The organism is Metabacillus sp. KH_069, assembly GCF_057838075.1.
On record NZ_CM174460.1, the window covers coordinates 4,332,215 to 4,353,311 of the forward strand.

The following is a 21,097-nucleotide window of genomic DNA, read 5'->3' on the forward strand; positions in this document are numbered from 1 at the left end:
GAAATATCTACTTAGATAGCAGAGGAGGTATGAAAATGAATCAAAATAAGTTAGTGGAAGAGATTTCTTCTCTAGAAAAAGAGCTTCTTGAAAAAAAACAGCTTCTTGCAGCACTCAGGAAAAAAGAGACGGTGAAAAAGGCCGAAAATTATGTTTTTACGTCATCTAATGGACATTCTGTCACATTAAGTGAGCTTTTTAAAGAGAAAGATGAGCTTATCATCGTCCATAACATGGGGAAAAACTGTTCTTACTGTACGATGTGGGCAGACGGGTTTAATGGCGTCTATCACCATATCGCAAAAAAAGCTGCTTTTGTTCTTTCCACACCTGATGATCCTCATATCCAAGATGCATTCGCCGCTGAAAGAAGATGGCAGTTCCCTATCGTCTCCACTTCTGGCACTGCTTTTAAACAAGATTTCGGTTTTGAAAAAGACGGACTTTATTATCCGGGTGTCTCAGCTTTCAAAAAAGAGGCGGATGGGTCCATTTATCATGTTTCACAGGCTCCTTTTGGACCGGGTGATGATTTTTGTTCTGTGTGGCACCTATTTGACCTTCTCCCATCAGGATCGGATACCTACCGTCCATCTAAAAAAATGAATGAACATACCCCGTTTCGATTGACCGGCAACATTGCTTTTGCTGCGGGAAATTACGAAAAAGCCATTGCGTTTTATGAAACAGTAATCGGCATGACCGCCCAGTTCTCAAATGAATCAGAAACAAAATTCAGCATGAATGGGAACTTTTTTTATGTCGAAAACAAAAAGCCTGATGGTGTCTTTTTTGAATTTGCCGTTGATTCTTTTTCAGAAGCTAAAGCTTCTTTGCTGCAAGCAGGCTGTACAGTAACTGAGGAAATAAGTGAAAAAAGCGTCATGGTGATGGATCCGTTCGGCCTTAAATTTCACTTATTCGAATCATAAATACGGCTTTTCACCAGATTGTTTCAGAAACAGGGCTAAATGCGCCGATTTATGGATAATCAGGTTTCCCTATAGCCCACACGAAATGAAAGCTTACAGAGGCATCTGAGCGTAAATTAACAGCATCTGAGGAAAACGATAAGGAGAGGACAGTTTGAAAGATAAAAAGGTGATTATTACAGGTGCAAATTCAGGTATGGGGCTTGCTGCTGCAATTGAGATGGCTAAAAAGGGCGCTCATGTCATCATGGCCTGCAGGAGTCTAGAACGAGGACAGGCAGCACTTGATCAGGCGAAAAGGGAAAGCAAATCGAATGCGATTGAGCTTATGAGGTGTGATCTTGGATCTCTTTTAAGCATTAGGGAATTTGCAAGGCAGTATGATGATAAATACCATTCTTTGGACGTATTAATCAATAATGCCGGTGTTGTGACGATAAAACGGGAGCAAACGGAAGATGGATTTGAAAGCATGATGGGCGTGAACCATCTTGGTCATTTTCTTTTGACCCGGCTGTTGCTCCCTGCATTAAAAAAATCACCGCAGGGCCGGATCATAAACGTCTCATCCGGTGCCCATAAAATCGGAAACATTCATTTTCATGACCCTTATTTGACTAAAGGTTTTACAGTATGGAAGGGCTACTCTCAATCAAAGCTGGCCAATCTTTTATTTACCTTGGAACTTGCAAAGAAACTGAAGGGTACAGGGGTAACGGTTAACGCACTTCACCCCGGAGCAGTAGCAACAAGTTTGGGTGTTAATCGCAAGACAGGATTTGGAAAAGGTGTTTATGCTCTTTTAAAACCCTTCTTTCTGACTCCTGAACAAGGAGCACAAACAGCTATTTACTTAGCAGAAAGTCATGAAGTGGAACATGTAACCGGGCAATATTTTTATAAAAGAAAAATAGAGCTTCCAACTGAGCGCGCCAGAGATATGGAGCTAGCCGCTAAGTTTTGGGAATGGAGCGAAAAAGAGGTGGAGCTGGACAATAAGAATAGCAGAAGCGCCCGTTTAGGGAATGACAGATGAAAAAAAGGCTGCTGAAAAAAGCAGCCTCCACCTTATGGAATCAGCACAATTTTCCCCGTGCTTTTTCTGCTCTCAAGATAACGGTGCGCTTTTGCTCCATCTTCTAAAGCAAAGCGGGCAGGTTCAGCGATCCGCAGTGAGCCTTCTGCAATCCAGCTGAATAGCTTATTTGATCTTGAGATGCGCTCTTCTCTGGACGTAAGTACATTCCAAAGATCACCGCCAGTCAGGGTTTTTGAAGTATCCATCAGCATTCTCGGGTCAATATGTACAGGATCTCCACCTGCCATACCGTAGAATACGACGGTTCCGCCAATACGGGTTGCCTCAAAGCTGTCCATAAGTGTTGAACCTACTGATTCATAAACGACATCTGCTCCCTTTCCTGCGTTCACCTCAAGGACCTTCTGCTTCCAGTCTTCTGTATAAACAAATGCTTCTTCTGCACCTGCTGCTTTAGCAATGTTTGCTTTTTCATGAGTAGAGACTAGCGCGATGACTCTGCCGCCCAAAAGGTGAATGATCTGAACGAGCAACTGGCCTACACCGCCGGCTGCAGCATGAACGATAGCCGTATCACCCGCTTTAATCTTGTAGCTGTCAGACGTCAGATAGTGAGCTGTCAGCCCCTGCAGAAGCACTGAAGCTGCTGTTTCAAATGAAATCTCATCTGGCAGTGGAATCACCTTCTCAACAGGCGCGGCAGCAAACTCTGCATTTGAATGAGGAACATCTGCAAACCCAACCCGGTCACCTGGTTTAATACCGCGTACTTCACTGCCGATTTCTTCAACAATTCCTGCTCCCTCATATCCAAGTATGTACGGAGGCTCTCCCTCTAAGTGGTAGTTTCCTTTTCGGCGGTACACATCCGCAAAATTCAGCCCTGCTGCTTTCATTGTGATTAAAACTTCGTCCGGTCCCGGAACAGGCTTTTCAAGCTCTGCTGAAGTCAATACTTCAGGTCCGCCGAATTGATTGAATACAAGTGCTCTCATTTGAACATTCCTCTCCTGCTGTTTTATGCATTTAGTTTATCAGAAAAGGCCGCCTGCTATTGTTTTACTTTCACGATTACTTTTCCTTTGGCACGGCCCGTTTCAACATAATCAAGTGCTGCCTGTGTGTCTTGAAAAGAATAAGTACGATCGATCACAGGCCTTATTTTTCCTGTTTCAACCAATTCCTTAATCAATCTCAGCTGATCCCCGCTTGGCTTCATAAATAAGAAGTGATACGCAGCATCATGTTTTTTTGCCAGGGACATCAGCTTTCTGCTGACAGCCCAAAAAAGAACCGATTTTACGATTCCCATTTGATGATCCTTCGCATAAGAAGCGTCTGGAACCCCTGAAACGGATACAATTTTGCCTCCAGGCTTTAGAACCTCGAATGATTTCTGAAGAGCTTCACCGCCGAGTGTATCAAAAACAGCATCATAGTCATTCAGCACTTCATTAAATTTTTCTTTTTTATAATTGACGATTAAATCTGCACCCAATGATTCGGCAAGATGATGCCCTTTTTCACTGGCAGTTACCGCAACATAAGCCCCCATCTGCTTCGCAAGTTGAATCGCAAATGTGCCCAATCCTCCAGCTCCTGCATGAATTAAGATCTTTTGGCCTTTTTTCAGCTTTAAGATGTCATGAAACGCCTGCCAGGCTGTCAGCCCAACAAGAGGCAGGGAGGCGGCTTCAGTGAACGAGAGGTTCTCCGGCATAAGCGAAAGATCTTCTTCATGTGAAGAAATATATTCTGCAAACGTGCCGATTCTTGTTTTTCGCGGGCGTCCGTATACACTGTCACCTGTTTTAAAAGCTGTAACCTTCTCTCCCGTTTTTATGACTTTTCCTGAAAAATCATTTCCCAGCACAAGCGGCATTTTATAGGTGAGTAAAGTTCTTACCTTGCCGTCTCTTATTTTAAAATCAATGGGGTTAATACTCGAAGCATATATCTCCACGAGAACATCCTTTTATCCTATTGCCGGCATTGGAGCTTCTGTTATCATCAACTTTTGATTTTTTCCGTATTTTTTTATAGCCATAGTCTTCAATCTTTTGCCCTCCAATAAGTTCTTATGTTTAATCTCTTGAACGTATAGTATCTTCTTCACACTTTCCAGTCAAATAAATGGTTTTCATCTCCTTGTGATATAATAAGCAAATTGAATCGATTATCGGAGGAAAGATATGCTTACTTTTGAACAAAAGCTTGCTGTTATTGAATCATTTAAGGAATTGCAAAGAAAGAACGTTTCCCTTGGAAGAATCAACTTTCATTTTGAGGAAAGTATTTACGATAAGAAAAATGTGGTCTATCACCTTCATCCAAACGGAAATGGATTCGTATATGCTGAACATGTAAAAGGATATGCCGCGAATGATAAAGGCATGGTTAACATCCGTGATTTCTCTGAAGAAGAATTGCGCAGCATCATCAAAAAATCCATTCATTCGCTTTCTGTGCAGGAAGACGAACAAGCAGAAGAATTTGAAGAAGAAAAATGGACAAATGAGGATGGACAGACTCTTATTTTGATCCAAGAAGATGATATGTGGAATGTGTATGCCGGATTAAACCTTGATGGCACATTTACCACTTATAAAGAAGCTGCAAATTACCTGCATGAAGAAGGCTTCTCAGCCTGACAAAAGAACCCGCGGTGCACATGTGATGTGTCCCGCGGGTTTTTCTTTAAACAAGCCTGCTCATCAGTTCTTCGATCTCACCCGATGTTAACTCGCGCCACTCTCCGCTGTTTAAACCTTCTACAGACAGATTCATGATTCGCTTTCTTTCAAGCCTCTCCACCTTATAGCCGAACACCTTGCACATTCTGCGGATCTGACGATTAAGTCCCTGTTTAAGAATAATGCGGAATTCAGAATCACTGATCCTCTCAACTGTACACGGTTTAGTTGTCACTCCGAGTATTTCTACTCCCTCTGACATTCCAAGAATAAAGTCATGGTCAAATGGCTTATCTACTTTGACGAGATATTCTTTTTCATGGCCATATTCAGACCGCATGATCTTATTTACGATCGTTCCATCATTTGTGAGCAAAATTAACCCTTCTGACGCTTTATCCAGCCGGCCGACAGGAAAGATCCGTTCCGGGAAAGCCATAAAATCGATGATATTTCCTTTTACATCCCTTGCTGCTGTACAAGTAATACCCACTGGTTTATTTAAAGCCAGATAAATAGAGACACCTTTTGACGGAATCGGACCGCCGTCAATTAAAACGGTATCTCCTTTTGCAACCGTGTCGCCGGCCTCACACGTTACTCCATTAATGGTAATTCGGCATTCAGCAATAAGACGGTCGGTTTCACGCCTTGAGCAATAGCCTGTTTCACTTATATATTTATTTATTCTCATAGGATCGTTTCACTTTCATATTCAAAGATTCCTATCATCATAGCACGAAGGATGTTTTTTGCTCTACAGCCAAAATAAGTAAGGCATTAGTTAATACACCAAGCAGTGAAAGGGTCTTTTTGCGAAAATCGCCAAGCAGCGTGAAAAAAAGACAGCTTATAAAAAGCTGCCTCAATCTCTTAGTTTGTTTTTTTACTTTGTGTCATCTTTGGAATCAAAAGTCCGAGCATCAGGATGACGCCAATGGCAATCAGAAGAATATACGTCATCATTAAGCCGGAGTTTTGGGTTGTTTCAGAATTTACCGTTTCTGTCATACTCATTGATGGTTCTGCACTGCCTGAGAATAAATCCAGTTGTTCCGCTTTGGATTTAATCGTGTTTTTTTCTTTTGTGTAATCAGTGAAGAGCTGTTCCTGCAGATCGTCCTTTTCGTCCCTGGACGGCTTTTCAAAGGTTAGATCTTTTTGCTCCTCCGGTATGGTGGTTCTTTTTTCATACAGTGATTCCTCATGCAGATATTCCGTGTTTTCCTTAAGCTCTTTTTCCTCATAGACATTAGGATCCAGCTCCTCAAGGTTTGTTTTTGTCTCTGCATGTGCCGGAATCCCACTTGTAAAAACAAACATGATCAGTAAAAACGAGAACCATATGACTGTTTTACGCTTCATGGGTATGTTCCTGATTGGCCTTTTCGTTTGAGTTTTTAAGAGCATTCACAACAAACGGCAAGATGGTCAGAACAAGGATAATGCCAATCAGCACAATCACTCCCTGAGTAAATAAGTTATTTGCATCATACTGAATCGAGATGTACACCTTGGACATCGGATCTTCGTATGTGAAGTTTGGCGCGGCTAAAGCAAGCAGCGGACTGATAAAGAAGGCAACGAGACCTACACTTGCAAGCCAGCCTGCGAAATTGCCGAGCAAGAACGAAACTCTTACGACAGTTGATGCTGCAAATAACAGAAGCACCGTAAAAATTGACCATTGAATCGCTCGTTCATCTGTGAGAGTGTAAATATTTAACCCGAACACGCTGATGATGAGCCCCACAATTAAGTTTAATAGACCAAACATAGAGCCTCTTACTACTAACGGTGCTGCTTTGAAATAATGACTGAAGAATCCGATCAGCAAGCTGCTGATCAGGATGATGACAAGAATCACGACCGGCGGAACCGCTTTAGCCTGAGCAGCCGGTGCTTCACCGCTAATTTGCAGCGGATTGGCAAGGTGTTCATATACATACCCGTTGTTCTGTCCGTCTACAAACGTATTGCCGAGTATGCTGAAGACGTCATCTCTGACAAGCTGTGTTGAAGCTACATTTGTTGCCCATTTATCATTTAAAAGGTCTGCTTCCGATTGAACTTCATTCACTTTTTGCTGGAGGACATCTGTACTGCTTACAACCGTCTCCTGTCTTTCTCCAAGCGAATTCATCAAGTCTGAAATCATGACTAATTCCTGGGAGATAGTTTGCTGATTGACAACAAGGACAGTACCATCCGAGTTTTCAAGCGGCATTTTGGAAGCTGTATTTTCTGTTTTCTGAACTTGGCTCAGTACGCTATTTGCGCTCTCTTCCATAGAAGCAAGATCCTCTAATATAGCTGCCTGCTGAGAATCGAGCTCCTTGCTGTATTCATCCATGAATGCAAGAGCGGAAGCCTGGACTTCTTTCATTTCTTCTTCCGTTGCCGGCAGCTCCTGATTCAGCTTGTCCCATGCGCCTTGTTCTTCTTCATTGATTGATAGAATCGATTCTACTTTTGTTTTTTGCATTTCATCTGCAAGGACAGCATCTTTGGCTGGATCTGAAGAGGTATTCATACGCTTGGCGGCTGCCTCGTACTGAGATAAAATCGTATGGTATTTCATCATATCGTTCATTGATGCATTTCCGATTGGACCGCTGAACACACTCTCAAGTCTTTGCTTTCTTTCAGGGCTGAGCGAGTTCAGTATGGTTTGTTCTTGTTCGATGATTGCAGCTGAACCTGAGTTCATATTATCTGTCAGCTGGTTTATCTTTTCTGCCAGTTTGCTGTTTTCATCTTTTAGAAGCTGATTTTCTTCTAATAGTTCTGCATTTTCTTCTGTCAGCTTTTCATAAAGAGCAAGCAGTTTTTCATACTCGCCTTTCCATGAGTTCTGATTTTCTTTTGACTTGATTGATTCTTCGATTGCTACAAGCTGGGCTGACATGTCTTCTAGTTCAGTTAAAGCTTGTGTTACTTGCTCTGGTTTAGGATCCGGAATCGTTTCTAGAATGGCCTTGAGATTTTTCAGCTGTTCTGAAACAGCGAGAATGTTAGCCCGCTCCTCTTCCATGTTAGCAGGACTTTCATTTTCACCGGGAGCTTCTGGTTCAGTGACATCTCCGTCATCTTCAGGCGGCCCTTCCTCTCCGCTTCCTGGTTCCTCACCAGGATTCCCTTGCTTAAGGCTCTCCCTAAGAGGAATAAGTTCCCCTTCAAGACGGTTCAGTGTATCCTGATTATCCTTCATAATATACATGTCCACATAATTACGATGAACAGTCTCAAGCTCTCTTGCCTGGCGTTCTGTCTGGCTGAGCCTTACACTGCCAAGGTTTTCTGCTGTTTTCTGATTCTGGTCGAGCTGTTGCTGAATGTCCGTCATTTTTGATGCAAGCATGCTTCCTTGTTCGTTAAAGGCCTGCTGCGTTTCATTTTGTACTTGATCTACTTCCATGGTGCCGCCCTGAATAGCCGTTAAGCTTTCCTGCTGGGCAAGCGTCAGAAGCTGCTGCTGATCTTCCTGATACGCCTGATATTCTTCAACATACTTAACAAATGAGGCTAGACTTTTCTCGAATTGATCAACTGAGTTTTTTCGTTCCGGCGACTCTTCTTCAGCCTGTTTCATTGTCGTTTGAAGCTGCTCAAGCATTTGTTTTTGCTGATCCAATTCCCCTGCCAAATCTTTAGAGCTTGGTTTATAGAAATTCAGCATGGCATTTTGAAAGGCAATTTCCTTTTCAAGAATGCGGTCAAACTCTTCTCTTACATTCTCCATGTCCTGCGCGACATAGCTCCAGTAAAGCGAAGACATTTGCTTATTTACGCGGCCTGTAGCGTCTTCAAGTGCCCGTAGCACTCTTTGTCTGTTTTCAGCATTCAGCTGATTTTGGACCACATATTCAAATTCTGCTTTCGAAGGCTGCTGTTCATCATACGTTAAAATGTTGGAAGAAAAATTGGAAGGAATATAAATGACAGCGTCGTACTGCCCATTCTTCAGCCCATTAACTGCGGCACTTCTGCTCAGGATTGTCCAGTCGTACTGGGAATCCTTATCAAGAATCGCTGCAACTTCCTTGCCGAATTGGACAGGTTCAGCTTCCTTATTTTCCCCTTCAGCCTTTTCCGTTCCAATGTCCTCATTAACGACCGCAATGTTTCTCGTAGCCTTCTCCTTGATTTCAAGCGGGTTGTCCCCGATGAATTGAAAGAATAGAGCAGGCACTGCTAAGATAAGCAGCACCGCAGCTATCATTTTAATCGTATGCTTTCTTTGATCTGTCATGTGTAGATCTTCCTTTCAATGGCACAAAGAGGAATTTGTATTTTCGTTTCTTTGCCATTTTCCACATAATATCCAAAGCCTGGATGTATATCGCTTTCTTTTCGGCTATAAGGCAAGGTGTATAGAGTTTGTTCTGATTTTTTCATTAAGATGAGCGCCTGGCGGATTTGCTTGATTTCACTTGTGAATGCATCAAATCCTTTTGTCAGCTCATTGTTATTTCCTGAAACAATTACGTTAAAGCCAAGGTGGCTGTAATTTTTCATGAATCGTGTCAATCTCTCCTGCAGCATACTGTCAAGAGATTGCTGGAACCTTGAATAACCGTCAACGACAAGCATGACCGGCGAGAAAGCCAGATTATTTACAACACCTTGCTGGATAGCTGTAAGATAGGTTTGTTCTCTGTCTTTAAGAAGATCTTCAGTTGTATCCAGCCACGACGATATGTGTTCTTTCGTATCTAGATAGGCAACCTTTTCTTCAGAAGCATAGCTTGACAGACCGCGGTCAATCGAATCGAATACGCCGATTGATTCGGTCGGCTGAAGCAGGGCTGTGTTCAGGATGACTTTAAGCACATTTGTCTTTCCTTTTTGAGTCTGGCCGAGTACGAGACAGTGCTTCGTTTTGGCCAGATTTACACTGACAGGCTGTACATGCTCTTCATCAAGTCCGATTGGGATAACCCCTGTTTTCTGGGCATCATCTGTGAACTGTGTAAAGTTGATCATGGTCAGTTCAGCAGGAAGCATTGGGACCGGACGAGGAAGCTTGGCACCTTTATACTTCTCCTTCAGCATTCCAATATCATCTTTGATGGAATCAAGCAGCTCGTAATCATCCCCGCCGTCAGCAGGAAGGAAAATTTGGGAGAAATAGGCCTGATCCTTCTTGATGATGGCGCGTCCCGGAATAGGTTCAGGAGCAAACGGAACCTTTCCGACAGCCATATATGTTTCAGTCGTATCCATAAGGTAATGAAGGATTTTCGTTTTCATGCTGTTCATCAATGATTGACGGACAGACTGTACTCTTGTCGCTGTAAAAATCATATAGATGCCAAGAGACTGTCCATCACGCGCGAATTGAATCAGCTGCGTTTCAAGCTCCTGCATTTCTTCTTTCACGAGATCAAAATTATCAATGGTAATATACATTAGAGGCAGCTTGTTTTTGCTCAGTGAATTGTACATTTTGATGCTGCTGACCTCTTGCTGCTGGAACAATTGCTTTCTTCGTGAAATCTCATCTTTTACGATTCTCATAAATTTATCGATTTTCAGCTCTTGATCCAGCTGGAAATAATCCGCTGTATGCGGCAGCTGTCTGAGCGGCAGCAGTGTGCCATTTCCGTAATCGATTACGTAATAATGCGCTTCTTCAGGGCTGAGTCTGGAAGCGATGCTTAACAGCAAGAGCATCACAGTATGTGATTTTCCGTAGCCGGACGAACCGAAGATGGCGATGTTTCCGTCATCCATCAGCTGATACGAGTATGGGGTCTGGCTTTGTTTTTCAGGCTCATCAACTAGGCCAAGATAGATTTCCTCAGGCTGCTTGGAAGCATATTGATGGCGTGAAATTCTGTTTTCAAGCGGCGGCAGCCATGGGCTGTTCAGCTTGCGGATGCCCATAGACGCCTGCAGTTCCTCAATTTTATCGACAATCACTTCAATCTCTGATTCCGTATCTTTTTTATGCTGTTTAGAAGAAGCAACATTAGATAACGGCTGCAGACCAAGGTCTGTCACGATTGCGACCTCATCCTCCGACTCTGATGTTTCTTCTAAATAAGGCGCTCCGCTCCAGGCTGATTGGAAAAGCTCGTACACCTCATTATTGCCTACCTGCAGATAACCCCGTCCTGTAATGGTAATAGAGGCCGCATCTGCATTTTTCAAAATCTCTTTACTGTCGCTTGCATCCTGAACCTTAAGGGCCACTCTGAATCTCGCATTGCTCCAGATTTGGTCATCGATGACTCCGCCGGGCTTTTGTGTTGCCAGGATGAGATGCACGCCTAAGCTTCGCCCTATGCGCGCTGCACTGACAAGCTCCCGGATAAAATCAGGCTCTTCGCTTTTCAATTCCGCAAATTCATCGGAAATTAAAAATAAGTGAGGAAGCGGTTCTTCTGCCTGATTGCGTTTATAAAGAGTTGTATAATCATTTATGTGATTGACCTGATACTGATCGAACAGACGCTGGCGCCGCTTTAATTCGCTTTTAATTGATGCTAGGGCACGGGCACTGAAGTTTTTACTGCCTTCAATGTTTGTAATGGTGCCAAGCAAATGCGGCATATTTTTAAACGGCTGCGCCATTCCTCCGCCCTTATAATCAATGAGAAGGAAAGCTACCTCATGAGGATGGAAGTGAACGGCAAGTGACAAAATATACGTTTGAAGAAATTCACTTTTACCTGAACCGGTTGTACCCGCTAATAAGCCGTGAGGCCCATGAGCTTTTTCATGAAGATTCAGCTCCACTACATCTTCCTTGCCTTTCAGTCCTACTGGAACTGCAAGAGACTTTGCCGATTCCCGCGTAAGCCAGTTCTGCTCAATCGGCAGATCATCCACTTCTTTTGCATTCACCATTTCTAAGAAGGAAACACTTTTAGGAATCGAATTTGTCATCCCCACTTGGTGATCAAGCGTGCGCAGCATCCGGGCGAACGGCTCATTTCCCTCATGCTTATGTATATCAAGCTTAAAAGGAACAGAAACAGCTTTTTTCTCTTGAATGAGAATGTCCCCTTCTTGATCATTTACATATCTCACAAGCGTATGGATGTTATCAGACAGGCTTTCCTTCGCTTCTGCGGCAAAAATAACGGAAATGCCTAAATGTGAAAACTCGCCTTCTAAATATTCTAAAATAACATGATCGGAAATAAGCTGCTGATTTGTAATAACAAAAATAATGTGCGGCGCAAACCTTGTGTTTTCCTTCTTTTCCTCAAGATCACGCTCACGCAGCATTTCATAAATTGACGAAAGCAGCTGATCTCTCGTCTGCTCGTTATAAATCATGCCTTTTGCAAAGGCATGCGGAAGCTGAAAATGCGGAAGCCATTTAAGCCATTCCCAGCTCTTGTATTCTTTTTCATTAAAGATAAACACAAACCGGACATCATGATAGCTGTGGGAAAAAGCAAGCTGACCGATTAATTGATGAAGTTCATTTTTCATGATCGCTTCTTTCCCGATCATTCCCATTGCGCCCTTTGAAAGGTTTACACTGATTGGAACAGATTCGATTTCCCGGTAGACCTTTTCCATTTGCTGTGACTGTTCTAAGAGATCGTCCACTTCTCTGTTCGCCATATCGTTTGAGCTTAGTGAAATTTCATAGCTTGATTTAACGGTGCCTGTTCCGATTCGAAGCTCAAGAAAGTCATTGCTTTCAGGCGTTCTTTCCCAAATCCGGTCAGATATCTCCCGCGTCATATACTTCATTTGTTCAAAGGAAGGAAAATGGTAAGACAGAACCTGGCGCTGTTTTTCAGCCACTTCCTGAAGTTCATGGCGTTTGTTTTCAAGGTACTGGGTATAAACCCTGAGTCTTCGTTCTTTCCGCTTCTTGTAATTGCCTTTTTCTCTGAAATATTGTGCGGTTGACGTAATCAGCGTCATGACAAACATAACCATTGAGACGATAATAAAAATGCCCCGGGGAGCAATAAGAGCGACAATTCCCATCGCAATCATCATGACTAGCGGCGGCAGAATAATCAGCCACAGGCTCCGTGATTGATCGTCCCCTTCCTGCGCAGGGAAAGTGAGAGAAATTTTATCTTTCGGCAGCTCATAAATCATCCGCGGCGTGCGGCGGTAGATTGGATATTTTTTGCTCATTTCCGATTTTGGCTTTTCCGTATGGGGCAGATTTGAATGAAAATCCTCTATACTCATAACCTGCAGCAAATCTTCATCAATAAGACGGACGGTCATAAACGGCCAGAAGAGAATGTCTCCAATCTGCAATTCCGTGAGACCATCTGCCTTCCTTCCATTCACATAAACCGTTTCACTCTCAGGCGAAACCAACCAGTGAGCGCCTGTTTTCAGCAGGCTGACAGATCCCTTTCCAAGAACCGGGAGGGCACCCTTATCTTTATAAATATGAGCCTCTTTACTGGTCGCTGAAAAAGAAATTTCTTTTTGAAAGCCAATATAGCAGATCTCTGCTTTTTTAGGCGCTGGTGTTAGATAAATCGTCAGCTGTTCTGAATGATCCAAAAGACGAAAAGGCTCTTTTTCTGCTGCCTTTCCAATGAATTTGTCATTCTGCATAATGACAAACTCGTCTGCTCCCTCTGCTTTTGCAACGGTAAGCGCTCCTTCAGAAAAAGGAAAATTCCTGACTGTCAGCGTGTGCTGAATCTCAGAACCGATAGAAATCGGGCGGAACGCCTCTCCGTCCGCCTGATATTGCTGATAGGATTCACCGTGAAAAACCCATAAAATAGTCATGATATCACCTCCTGTTGCCTATAATCGTCAGTCAGAGCCTGATTTTGCAGGAGCGGCTGGCTTTTTCTCTGCAGCTTTCGCCTGCTCAGCTGCATCATTAGCCTCTTCTTCTGCTTTCTGCTGTTCTTCCACTTGCTCTTTCGCTTTCTGTTCTTCCTCTAACTTCTGCTCTTCTTCTTTTTTCTGGGCTTCTTGTTCTTCTTTAAACTGTTTTATTTCTGCATCTATTTTTTGAAGTTCCTGCTGCTTTTCTTCACTGTTCATTTCGGTATCCGCTTTTATTTGATCCTGGTATTTAATAAGCCCAAAGACAATCAGATCCCGGTCCTCAAGATTTCTTGCAAGATCGAGTGCTTCTTTCGCCTCGCCTCTTCCAATATGAATCCAATACTCAAGGTACTGAGGATCAGATTGGAGGGTCAGCGTGTTTTGCACGCTTTCCTTTTGGTCTTCAGTCAAAGATTCATTCACTATGTAAGAGGATGCTAATTGAAATTTCACAACGTTTGGCATTTCTTCAATGCTGTAGCTTGAAAGGGTGCTGACCACTTCACTGTAATCATTTCCCAGGTAGTATTCATTGGTCTCTACAAACGCTTCTTGTTTAGGGTGAAGGGAAAAAAGGGAATATGCTGTATAAACAAGTGCGGGAACAAGCAAAACAAGAAATCCGAGAGCTATGTACCGTGTAAGCTTCCATTTCTTTTCCGGAATGGATACTAGGGCTGCATTCTTGTTATCGACTTCCCTCATGTTCCTTTCAATCAGGGTTAACAATTCAGAATAAGTTGCCGCTGAAAGCAATTCCCGGGATACTTGAGAAATATCTAATGTTTCGCTGAATTTTAAATACTGTTCAAATGAATAGTTGGAATCGACAGCAGCTGCAACACAGGCTTTCAGTTCCTGCCAGAGCCGGTCATTGTCCTGTTCATAAGGAGGAATGCTTTCCATTACACCGTAATGAAGAAAATAGGGCGTAAAGCTTTGATCAAATGAAATGTTTTCAGGACACACAATCAAATGAAGCCGCGATAACGAGTGATTTTTTACCTTTTTTACCAGCTGATAGGAAAAATTCCACTTGCTTCGTTCTTCTTTTTTATTTAAACTGGAAAAACCCAAATAAGTCTCAGGCGGCTGAACATGAACCCTTAATTCATCTTCAGTCAGAGTAATTTCCCGTTTAATGGATGGATCCATTTCTTTCAGCATTTCGATTTCTGCTGCTTGATCCAGTTTCACTTTTTCTGTTTGGAAGATGAAGGTATAGCCATCTTCCTTCGTTATGACAGCCTCAAGCTGCTGCTCTAAATAAGTCTGTTTTTTTTCTGACATTGAGAATGACTCCTTCATAGGATTTCAAAACGATCTCCTGTTGTAATTCCGCATTCTACAAGCTTATGGTTGCCTGATAGGACAATCTGCTTATTGGGAACGCGCACCCAATACCCTTCTCGAGGTGGGTCAGAAATGCATCTTGCCTGCCATACGATATCTACTACTTTTTTGACAGAGTGATAATTTGATAGACGCAGATCAAATGTTTCTCCTGTGTAATGCTTCAAATCGATTGTCACTTCAATATACATGCCTTTTCACCTCAAAAATGAAGAAGCGCCGTCATCTGATTTAGAATGGGCGCTCCTTTCTGCACTTCATTAGATTGTCAGATCTTATTAACCGCGGATTTGGCCTGCAATGTTTGCATCAGCCTCTTGAAGAGCGTGTGCTGTCTTCTCTAATTGTCTTGAAATATCTTCTACTAAATGCTGCATGTCAACGAAAGAAGGCTTAAGCTGTTCGTATTGATCTCTGAAAGCGTTGCTTGCTTCCCCTTCCCACATAGCCTGTAATTGGCCGATCATGCTGTCAAGGCGGCCGATCATAAGGCCAAGCTCTCCACCCTCATTGTTATAACGTTTTGACATATCGACAAGTTCAGCAGGGGTAACGCGAATAATTCCTGACATTTTCATCTCTCCTTTTACACGAATTTACATTAATTGTATAAACAAAGACCATGAAGGTCAATTGTTACTTCTAGAATACTAGTAAAATGGTACATTCTATCTATTAATATGTAATGGAGGAAGAATATGACTGAATTCCTCGATTCTGTTATTATTTACCCAGTCAATTCACCCATAAAACCTATAATAAGGAAAAAATTAATAAAATTTACCATACGTTAAGGGGATAGTCCCATTTCTGATTCCCGGGTTATTTGTGACGGTCCAGCCAGATGAATTTTGGAGGATATATTCTCATATTATATATGAAAAAAATGGTGGTTTTTGTAGATAAGTGATTTTCTCCGTTAATGTTTTTGCCTTTATCCAATCGCTTCCTTCTTCTCATATCGAATCGTCAAATATTGAGCATTCATGTCATTTACAAAATTGGAATACTGATTAGCAAGCATATGATTGCTGTAAATCTGCTGGCTGATGACTGCTTCATTTTCAGACTGAAGCTTGGTCAGTTCGGTGGATATTTGATTAATAAACTCTGCCGTACTGCCTGCAAGCTCCATTCTAATCATATTAGAAAGCTCAACACCTGCTGAACCAAGCGATTCAAGCTGGAAATTGAGATGATCCGCTTTGTATCTTAAATCCTTAGCAGAATCAAACACGTGCTCCTTATAAAGCTGGTTCACACTCATTCCTCCTTATCTGAGATCAAAAATAGAAGCAATGTCCTTTTCTTCTTGAAACATCTTTTCAATCGATGTCCGTATGGAAGAAATGAGTTTTCTTCCTTTATCGAACTGATCCTGAAAATGATGGACCGTTTCATCTAAACGGTCTGAGAAAGCTGCAGGCAGCGCTGGAATTTGTTCATGGACATGAATGCTTTTCACTTCATAATCGCTTCCTATAGCAAGCAGCTTCCGATAAGAATGCGGGTTAGATTCCATATCATGAATCCGGCTCAGAAGATCTCCTTTTCTTCTCTCATAATCCTCAAAGAAAACAGTCTCAAAAGCACTCTGATATCTTCTTAAAACAGCCTCCTGATCATCATAGGAATCCATTCCTGATTGATAAATCTTCACAGCTGAAGAGAGATTCACTTCAATTTTCTGTCCATTCCCATCGGCTTTAAAGATAAAGAGACTTCCGCCTTCATAACGCCTGCCCTTTTTAGCAAGTGCATTGGAAACCTGCTGAAGGCTGTGGCCCTCTACAGCCTCGCCAAATTCCAGCTTTGCCTCCCCGATGATGGCTTTGATGGTATCGAAACGTCCGAAAAGCTGATTGATTTTCGCATCGATTGCTTCAAAATGATCTTTAATAGCAAACAGTTTTTGAACAAAGTCTATAGGATTAAGCGTTAGAAGCCCATCCATCGCTGTCAAATCTGCAAGACTTGCAATCAAGCTTTGGATTTCCTTTACATCCTTCTCCATACCTTTAAGCTCATCCACAATAAGGTCAATTTCCCCGCTCGTCAGATCAGTAAAAATGCTCAGCAGGACTGGAAGATTTTTAATCAATTGCGGCAACTGCATCGCAAAGTCCTTGAGATTAACAGCAATTTCGTCAAACTTTTTGACCGTCTCCCAAACAGCTTCAGCAGCACCAACTGGATTATCCGTGATGCTGATATTGGTCCAAGTATCTTTTAGCTCCTGTAAAAGCACCAAATCAACGCCAGTCATCGCTTTGATTAAGCCGTTATATCCTCCCGCTTTATACGCGGGCGCATACTTCACTAGGAACTTTTGCATCTCATATAAATCTTCATCTGATAGATTGCTGATTCTTTCACGAATGCTCTCAAAATCTGGATCTGAATCCAACACTGTCCGGCTTCCTAAATCAAGAAATCCACGGAGATTGCAGGCTGCAAACAGCATGTCTTCTTCGTTGGTGAGGTGGTGGATGTTTTGGCCGCTCTCTCTGTAGTGGTTTTCAGCAAAAGCTTTGAGTTCTCCCGGGGGAATAGTGTAGATTTCATCAAATGAATTTGGATTAAGATCAAATCTTAAAAATAGTTTTCTTCTAAAGCTAATATCAATAAAAGCTAGTTGATAGGCACTTGGTGGTGCATCGTTAAAAGCATATACCTTTTCAAATGATCTATTCATTATAGAAATCATCTGAATTAAATTTCCACCTAACGAGTGACCAAGTCCATATTTTTTATTTTCAATTTCTATATGATTTAATTTAATATTTTTTTCCACTTCTTTACTTACTAATGAATCAAATAATTTCGCATCCCTGTATTGATTACTCTCTTTACCAGCATAAATACCTAATGAATTGTAAACCCAGTCTAAGGGACCGCCTTTTTCTTCATTATCATCTAACCTTTCTACATTCTCACTTCCTCTAGTAATAACGTATGTCTGATTAATTCCTTTTTCAGCATCAAAAAAATGAATAGCTGTACCATCAAAACCAGAATCTTTGCCTTCATTCTTTAATTCTTTAAATTCTTTAAGAGAATCTGTACTGAAGATTTCAATGTTACTAGGAGGACTTTCACCCGTTTCTTCTATAATGATTTTTCTAACTTCTTCTACAGTGAACTTTTTTTCACCGCCGTATTCAAGCTCAGTCAGCCTGACCCGCAGAATGTCACTATTCAAAACTTCTTCGTTTTGCATTGGTTTCACCTCTAAAACCTACTTTGTAAAATCAATTGACTTCATGATCAACAATGCATTTTCTTCTTCACTCTTTACATCAATTTCACAAGATTGATCTGCGTCCATACATGTAACCTCATAAAAGAATTGAATTCCTTTTTCGGTCTTTTGTGATTGTATGTATCCAAAATATCCATAAAAATCCGCTTTCTTTTTTGTCTCTGTATCATTGATTGTTTGGGAACCTTTACCGTAATAGATAAGATTTTCACCATTATTAATCTTTTCAAAAGATGTTTCATATCCTGCATGCTCTGATAACATATCTAAGTTAAATTCAATATTTTTAGTGGTAGGTTTGTCTTCATAGGTAATAGTTACATATCTTGATAGGTTGCTTTCCTTTACGCCTTCCCCAAAGTTATATGTTTCAAAAAAGTCTTCTTGAGAGTCATAGGACGTGGATGAAATAGTTGCACTCACAGGAAACAACATCGTATATCCCTTTGTCTTTGATTGGAGTGTATAATACCCTTCTTCAACCTCTTTGCTTGAAGCCATAAATTCCCGTGTAAATTCATCTTTAAAGGCTTCTGTTTCCGGCATAGTTGAAGCATCTGTTTTACCGTTTCCGTTTCCTTTTTCTTTGCTCATTCCGCAACCCCCAGTAAAGATCAGCATAAAAACCAGACTAAACTGTATTAATTTTTTCAATGGATGGGCTCCTTTCGGATATCTCGTATGTACTCCACCTTATTACTACCACAATTTCCCACTGGTGTTCAAGATGAAACCTGAATAATGAAAAAGTTACTACTATACACATGGGAGTAATTACTCATTTAAATTTCTAAATTTCGAGCGGTGTCCTATTCCGCCTCAGAACTTCTTCGTTTTGCATTTGATATTAACCTTCAAATAATTTAATGTTATCTACTTGAGTTTAATAGACTGTATTAATGAATTAATCCTTTCAACAATACCTTTGGACAATAACTCACAGTTCTTTTCCTCTTCAGAACAGTTACTGAAGTATGTAAGCCGTATCGCTTTATCGGATTGTTTTGATTTAATATATGCCAAGTAAAAATAGTAATCCGTCTCTTCTGGTTTATCACTCGAATAATACACAGTATTTTCATTCATATCTTCACTTTCAAAGTTCCCACTATAACCTGTGCTTTTGGATAGCTGACGCAATTTAATATCTGTATCAGCTGTATTGCTGTTGTCTTCAAAAGTTAATTTTATATAATATGAAATATTCTTATCTTCCAATTTTTCACCAAATGTTAAGGTCTCATATTTATCTTCTTGAATTTCGTAATTCTTTTTAGAAATTACAGCATTTCTGGGAAACAGCATCGTATATCCCTTTGTCTTTGATTGGAATGTATAATACCCTTCTTCAACCTCTTTGCTTGAAGCCATAAATTCCCGTGTAAATTCATCTTTAAAGGCTTCTGTTTCCGGCATAGTTGAAGCATCTGTTTTACCGTTTCCGATTCCTTTTTCTTTGCTCATTCCGCAACCCCCAGTAAAGATCAGCATAAAAACCAGACTAAACTGTATTAATTTTTTCAATGGATGGGCTCCTTTCGGATATCTCGTATGTACTCCATCTTATTACTACCACAATTTCCCACTAACGTTCAATATGGAACCCGAATAATCTTATTAAATTCCAGGTAATCCCTTAATCACTGCAATCATATGACCATTTTTTTATTAGATTTGAACATTATAAAATCCTCTCCCAAATTGCGGGAGAGGATTTTTGGATTTTGGGATTGCACTCAAATCCTATTTGCCAGCTGGTCAAGCGATTCTTTCATCACCTGCACACCTCTGACGCAGTCAGGCAGTGAGGTCCACTCTTCCGGTGAATGGCTTTTCCCGTTTAAGCTAGGCACAAAAATCATGCCTGATGGCACATATTTTCCGAGTGTCATTGCGTCATGCCCCGCACCGCTTGGAAGTGAGAGCGAGGTTAGTCCACTCGCTTTTGCAGAGGTTTGGATGACTTCCTGTATATGGTCTGGGACAATCACAGGTGCGATATTAATGCCGTCTTTTATGTCGACTACAACTCCTCTTTCCTTTGAAAGGTTCACTGCTTCATCTTTTAATGATGCAATCATGGCATCTCTTGCTTCCAGGTCAATATCCCTTGCATCGACAATGACCTCTGTTTTGCCGGAAATGACGTTCGTTCCATTTGGAAAAACATTTATTTTCCCAACTGTTGCAACAGCTGTATGGCTGAACCTTGGCGGTGCCTGTTCAACTTTCAGAATAAATTCTGCTGCGGCCGCCAGTGTATCCCTGCGGAAGTTCATAGGTGTATTTCCCGCATGATCTGTTTCTCCTAAGAACGTAAAGGACGTCCAAGAAGGCCCTGCAATCCCGCTCACAATTCCGATATCTTTCCCTTCTGATTCCAGGCGCCTGCCCTGTTCAATATGAAGTTCAAGAAAAGCATATATATCCTCTGGTTTTCTGTACGAATCCTGAACTCGTTCCGGATCATGCCCGCAACGTACCATTTCATCGTACAGAACGTTGTCATTATCGTCTTTAAACGATTTGAAATCAGCTGCACCAACTTCACCCATCATAACGCGGCTTCCAAAAATACCGTTTTTAAATCGTGCTCCTTCTTCGTCCACAAAAACCGCAAGCTCAATGGAACGTTTTGGCTTCTCTTCCTTAGAAGCAATCGCCTTGATGGCAAGCAAACTGCTTAAGCAGCCGAGCGGACCGTCAAATGCACCGCCATTTGGAACACTGTCCAAATGAGAGCCTGTCATGACGACAGGAAGCTCTCTCGATGTTCCTTGAAGTGTGCCAAATAAATTGCCGATTGCATCTTCCCTGATTTCAAGGCCGGCTTCTATCATCCAGCCTTTAAAAATGGCTTTTGCTTCGTTTTCTTCCTTTGTATAGGGAAACCTTGTGATTCCGCCTTCAGGCGTTTTTCCTATTTCAAAAAGGACGGATAATTTATCAGCAAGTTCTGTCGGATCAATTCCTTCATAAGAAGGGCATTGATCCAGCTCCTCAATCAATCGTTCTTTTGAAAATACAGCAGCCATAA

16 protein-coding genes and 1 pseudogene are annotated in these 21,097 nt (G+C 41.6%); 3 read left to right on the top strand and 14 right to left on the bottom strand.

All coding sequences use genetic code 11. From position 1 onward, the window contains the following. Positions 1-35: 35 nt before the first annotated feature. Both AC3ISE_RS21745 and AC3ISE_RS21750 read left to right on the top strand, forming a co-directional pair. Positions 36-932 (top strand): DUF899 family protein, encoded by an 897-nt coding sequence (locus AC3ISE_RS21745; protein ID WP_489222575.1) that lies wholly within the window; start codon positions 36-38, stop codon positions 930-932. Between the two features lie 154 nt (positions 933-1,086). Beyond that, entirely contained in the window at positions 1,087-1,968 is an 882-nt protein-coding gene (locus AC3ISE_RS21750) for an SDR family oxidoreductase (protein WP_489222576.1), read from the top strand. Positions 1,969-2,000: 32 nt separating this feature from the next. Here the strand turns inward: AC3ISE_RS21750 and AC3ISE_RS21755 are convergent, their stop codons facing one another. Together AC3ISE_RS21755 and AC3ISE_RS21760 are read right to left on the bottom strand one after the other, a co-directional pair. After that, positions 2,001-2,966 (bottom strand): quinone oxidoreductase family protein, encoded by a 966-nt coding sequence (locus tag AC3ISE_RS21755; RefSeq protein WP_489222577.1) that lies wholly within the window; start codon positions 2,964-2,966, stop codon positions 2,001-2,003. Positions 2,967-3,022: 56 nt separating this feature from the next. Beyond that, positions 3,023-4,027 (bottom strand): annotated as a pseudogene (locus AC3ISE_RS21760) (NADP-dependent oxidoreductase). A gap of 136 nt (positions 4,028-4,163) precedes the next feature. On the opposite strand from AC3ISE_RS21760, the gene AC3ISE_RS21765 reads away from it, so the two are divergent. Then, a complete protein-coding gene (locus AC3ISE_RS21765; protein ID WP_489222578.1) occupies positions 4,164-4,622 on the top strand; it encodes a hypothetical protein in 459 nt (152 codons plus the stop codon). 46 nt (positions 4,623-4,668) lie between these two features. On the opposite strand, the gene AC3ISE_RS21770 is transcribed toward AC3ISE_RS21765, so the two are convergent. From AC3ISE_RS21770 to AC3ISE_RS21825, 12 genes are all read right to left on the bottom strand, one after another. Further along, entirely contained in the window at positions 4,669-5,358 is a 690-nt protein-coding gene (locus AC3ISE_RS21770; RefSeq protein WP_489222579.1) for a pseudouridine synthase, read from the bottom strand. Positions 5,359-5,537: 179 nt separating this feature from the next. Next, entirely contained in the window at positions 5,538-6,029 is a 492-nt protein-coding gene (gene essA, locus AC3ISE_RS21775) for a type VII secretion protein EssA (protein ID WP_489222580.1), read from the bottom strand. Beyond that, a complete protein-coding gene (gene esaA / locus AC3ISE_RS21780; RefSeq protein ID WP_489222581.1) occupies positions 6,019-8,916 on the bottom strand; it encodes a type VII secretion protein EsaA in 2,898 nt (965 codons plus the stop codon). Before esaA ends, essA begins: the two co-directional genes overlap by 11 nt. Continuing rightward, positions 8,913-13,397, bottom strand: coding sequence for a type VII secretion protein EssC (gene essC, locus AC3ISE_RS21785; protein ID WP_489222582.1), 4,485 nt, complete (start codon positions 13,395-13,397; stop codon positions 8,913-8,915). The genes esaA and essC overlap by 4 nt, the downstream gene beginning before the upstream one ends. 27 nt (positions 13,398-13,424) lie before the next feature. Then, positions 13,425-14,735 carry a type VII secretion protein EssB gene (essB, locus tag AC3ISE_RS21790; RefSeq protein WP_489222583.1) on the bottom strand — a complete coding sequence of 437 codons (1,311 nt, stop codon included), beginning with the start codon at positions 14,733-14,735 and terminating at the stop codon, positions 13,425-13,427. Positions 14,736-14,749: 14 nt separating this feature from the next. Then, on the bottom strand, positions 14,750-14,989 hold the full coding sequence (gene yukD / locus AC3ISE_RS21795) for an ESX secretion system protein YukD (protein ID WP_070878854.1): 240 nt from the start codon (positions 14,987-14,989) through the stop codon (positions 14,750-14,752). An 87-nt stretch (positions 14,990-15,076) separates the two neighbouring features. Continuing rightward, on the bottom strand, positions 15,077-15,370 hold the full coding sequence (locus AC3ISE_RS21800) for a WXG100 family type VII secretion target (RefSeq protein WP_070878855.1): 294 nt from the start codon (positions 15,368-15,370) through the stop codon (positions 15,077-15,079). Between the two features lie 362 nt (positions 15,371-15,732). Next, positions 15,733-16,059: a hypothetical protein gene (locus AC3ISE_RS21805; protein ID WP_489222584.1), complete on the bottom strand. Its 327-nt coding sequence runs from the start codon at positions 16,057-16,059 to the stop codon at positions 15,733-15,735. Between the two features lie 12 nt (positions 16,060-16,071). Beyond that, the gene (locus AC3ISE_RS21810) at positions 16,072-18,018 is read right to left on the bottom strand and encodes a DUF6792 domain-containing protein (protein ID WP_489222585.1); all 1,947 of its coding nucleotides are present in this window, start codon (positions 18,016-18,018) and stop codon (positions 16,072-16,074) included. A gap of 18 nt (positions 18,019-18,036) precedes the next feature. Continuing rightward, complete coding sequence (locus AC3ISE_RS21815) at positions 18,037-18,654, bottom strand: hypothetical protein (RefSeq protein WP_489222586.1); 618 nt, start codon at positions 18,652-18,654, stop codon at positions 18,037-18,039. A 279-nt stretch (positions 18,655-18,933) separates the two neighbouring features. Next, the gene (locus tag AC3ISE_RS21820; protein ID WP_489222587.1) at positions 18,934-19,584 is read right to left on the bottom strand and encodes a hypothetical protein; all 651 of its coding nucleotides are present in this window, start codon (positions 19,582-19,584) and stop codon (positions 18,934-18,936) included. A 212-nt stretch (positions 19,585-19,796) separates the two neighbouring features. Continuing rightward, entirely contained in the window at positions 19,797-21,095 is a 1,299-nt protein-coding gene (locus AC3ISE_RS21825) for a Zn-dependent hydrolase (RefSeq protein WP_489222588.1), read from the bottom strand. Positions 21,096-21,097 lie beyond the last annotated feature (2 nt).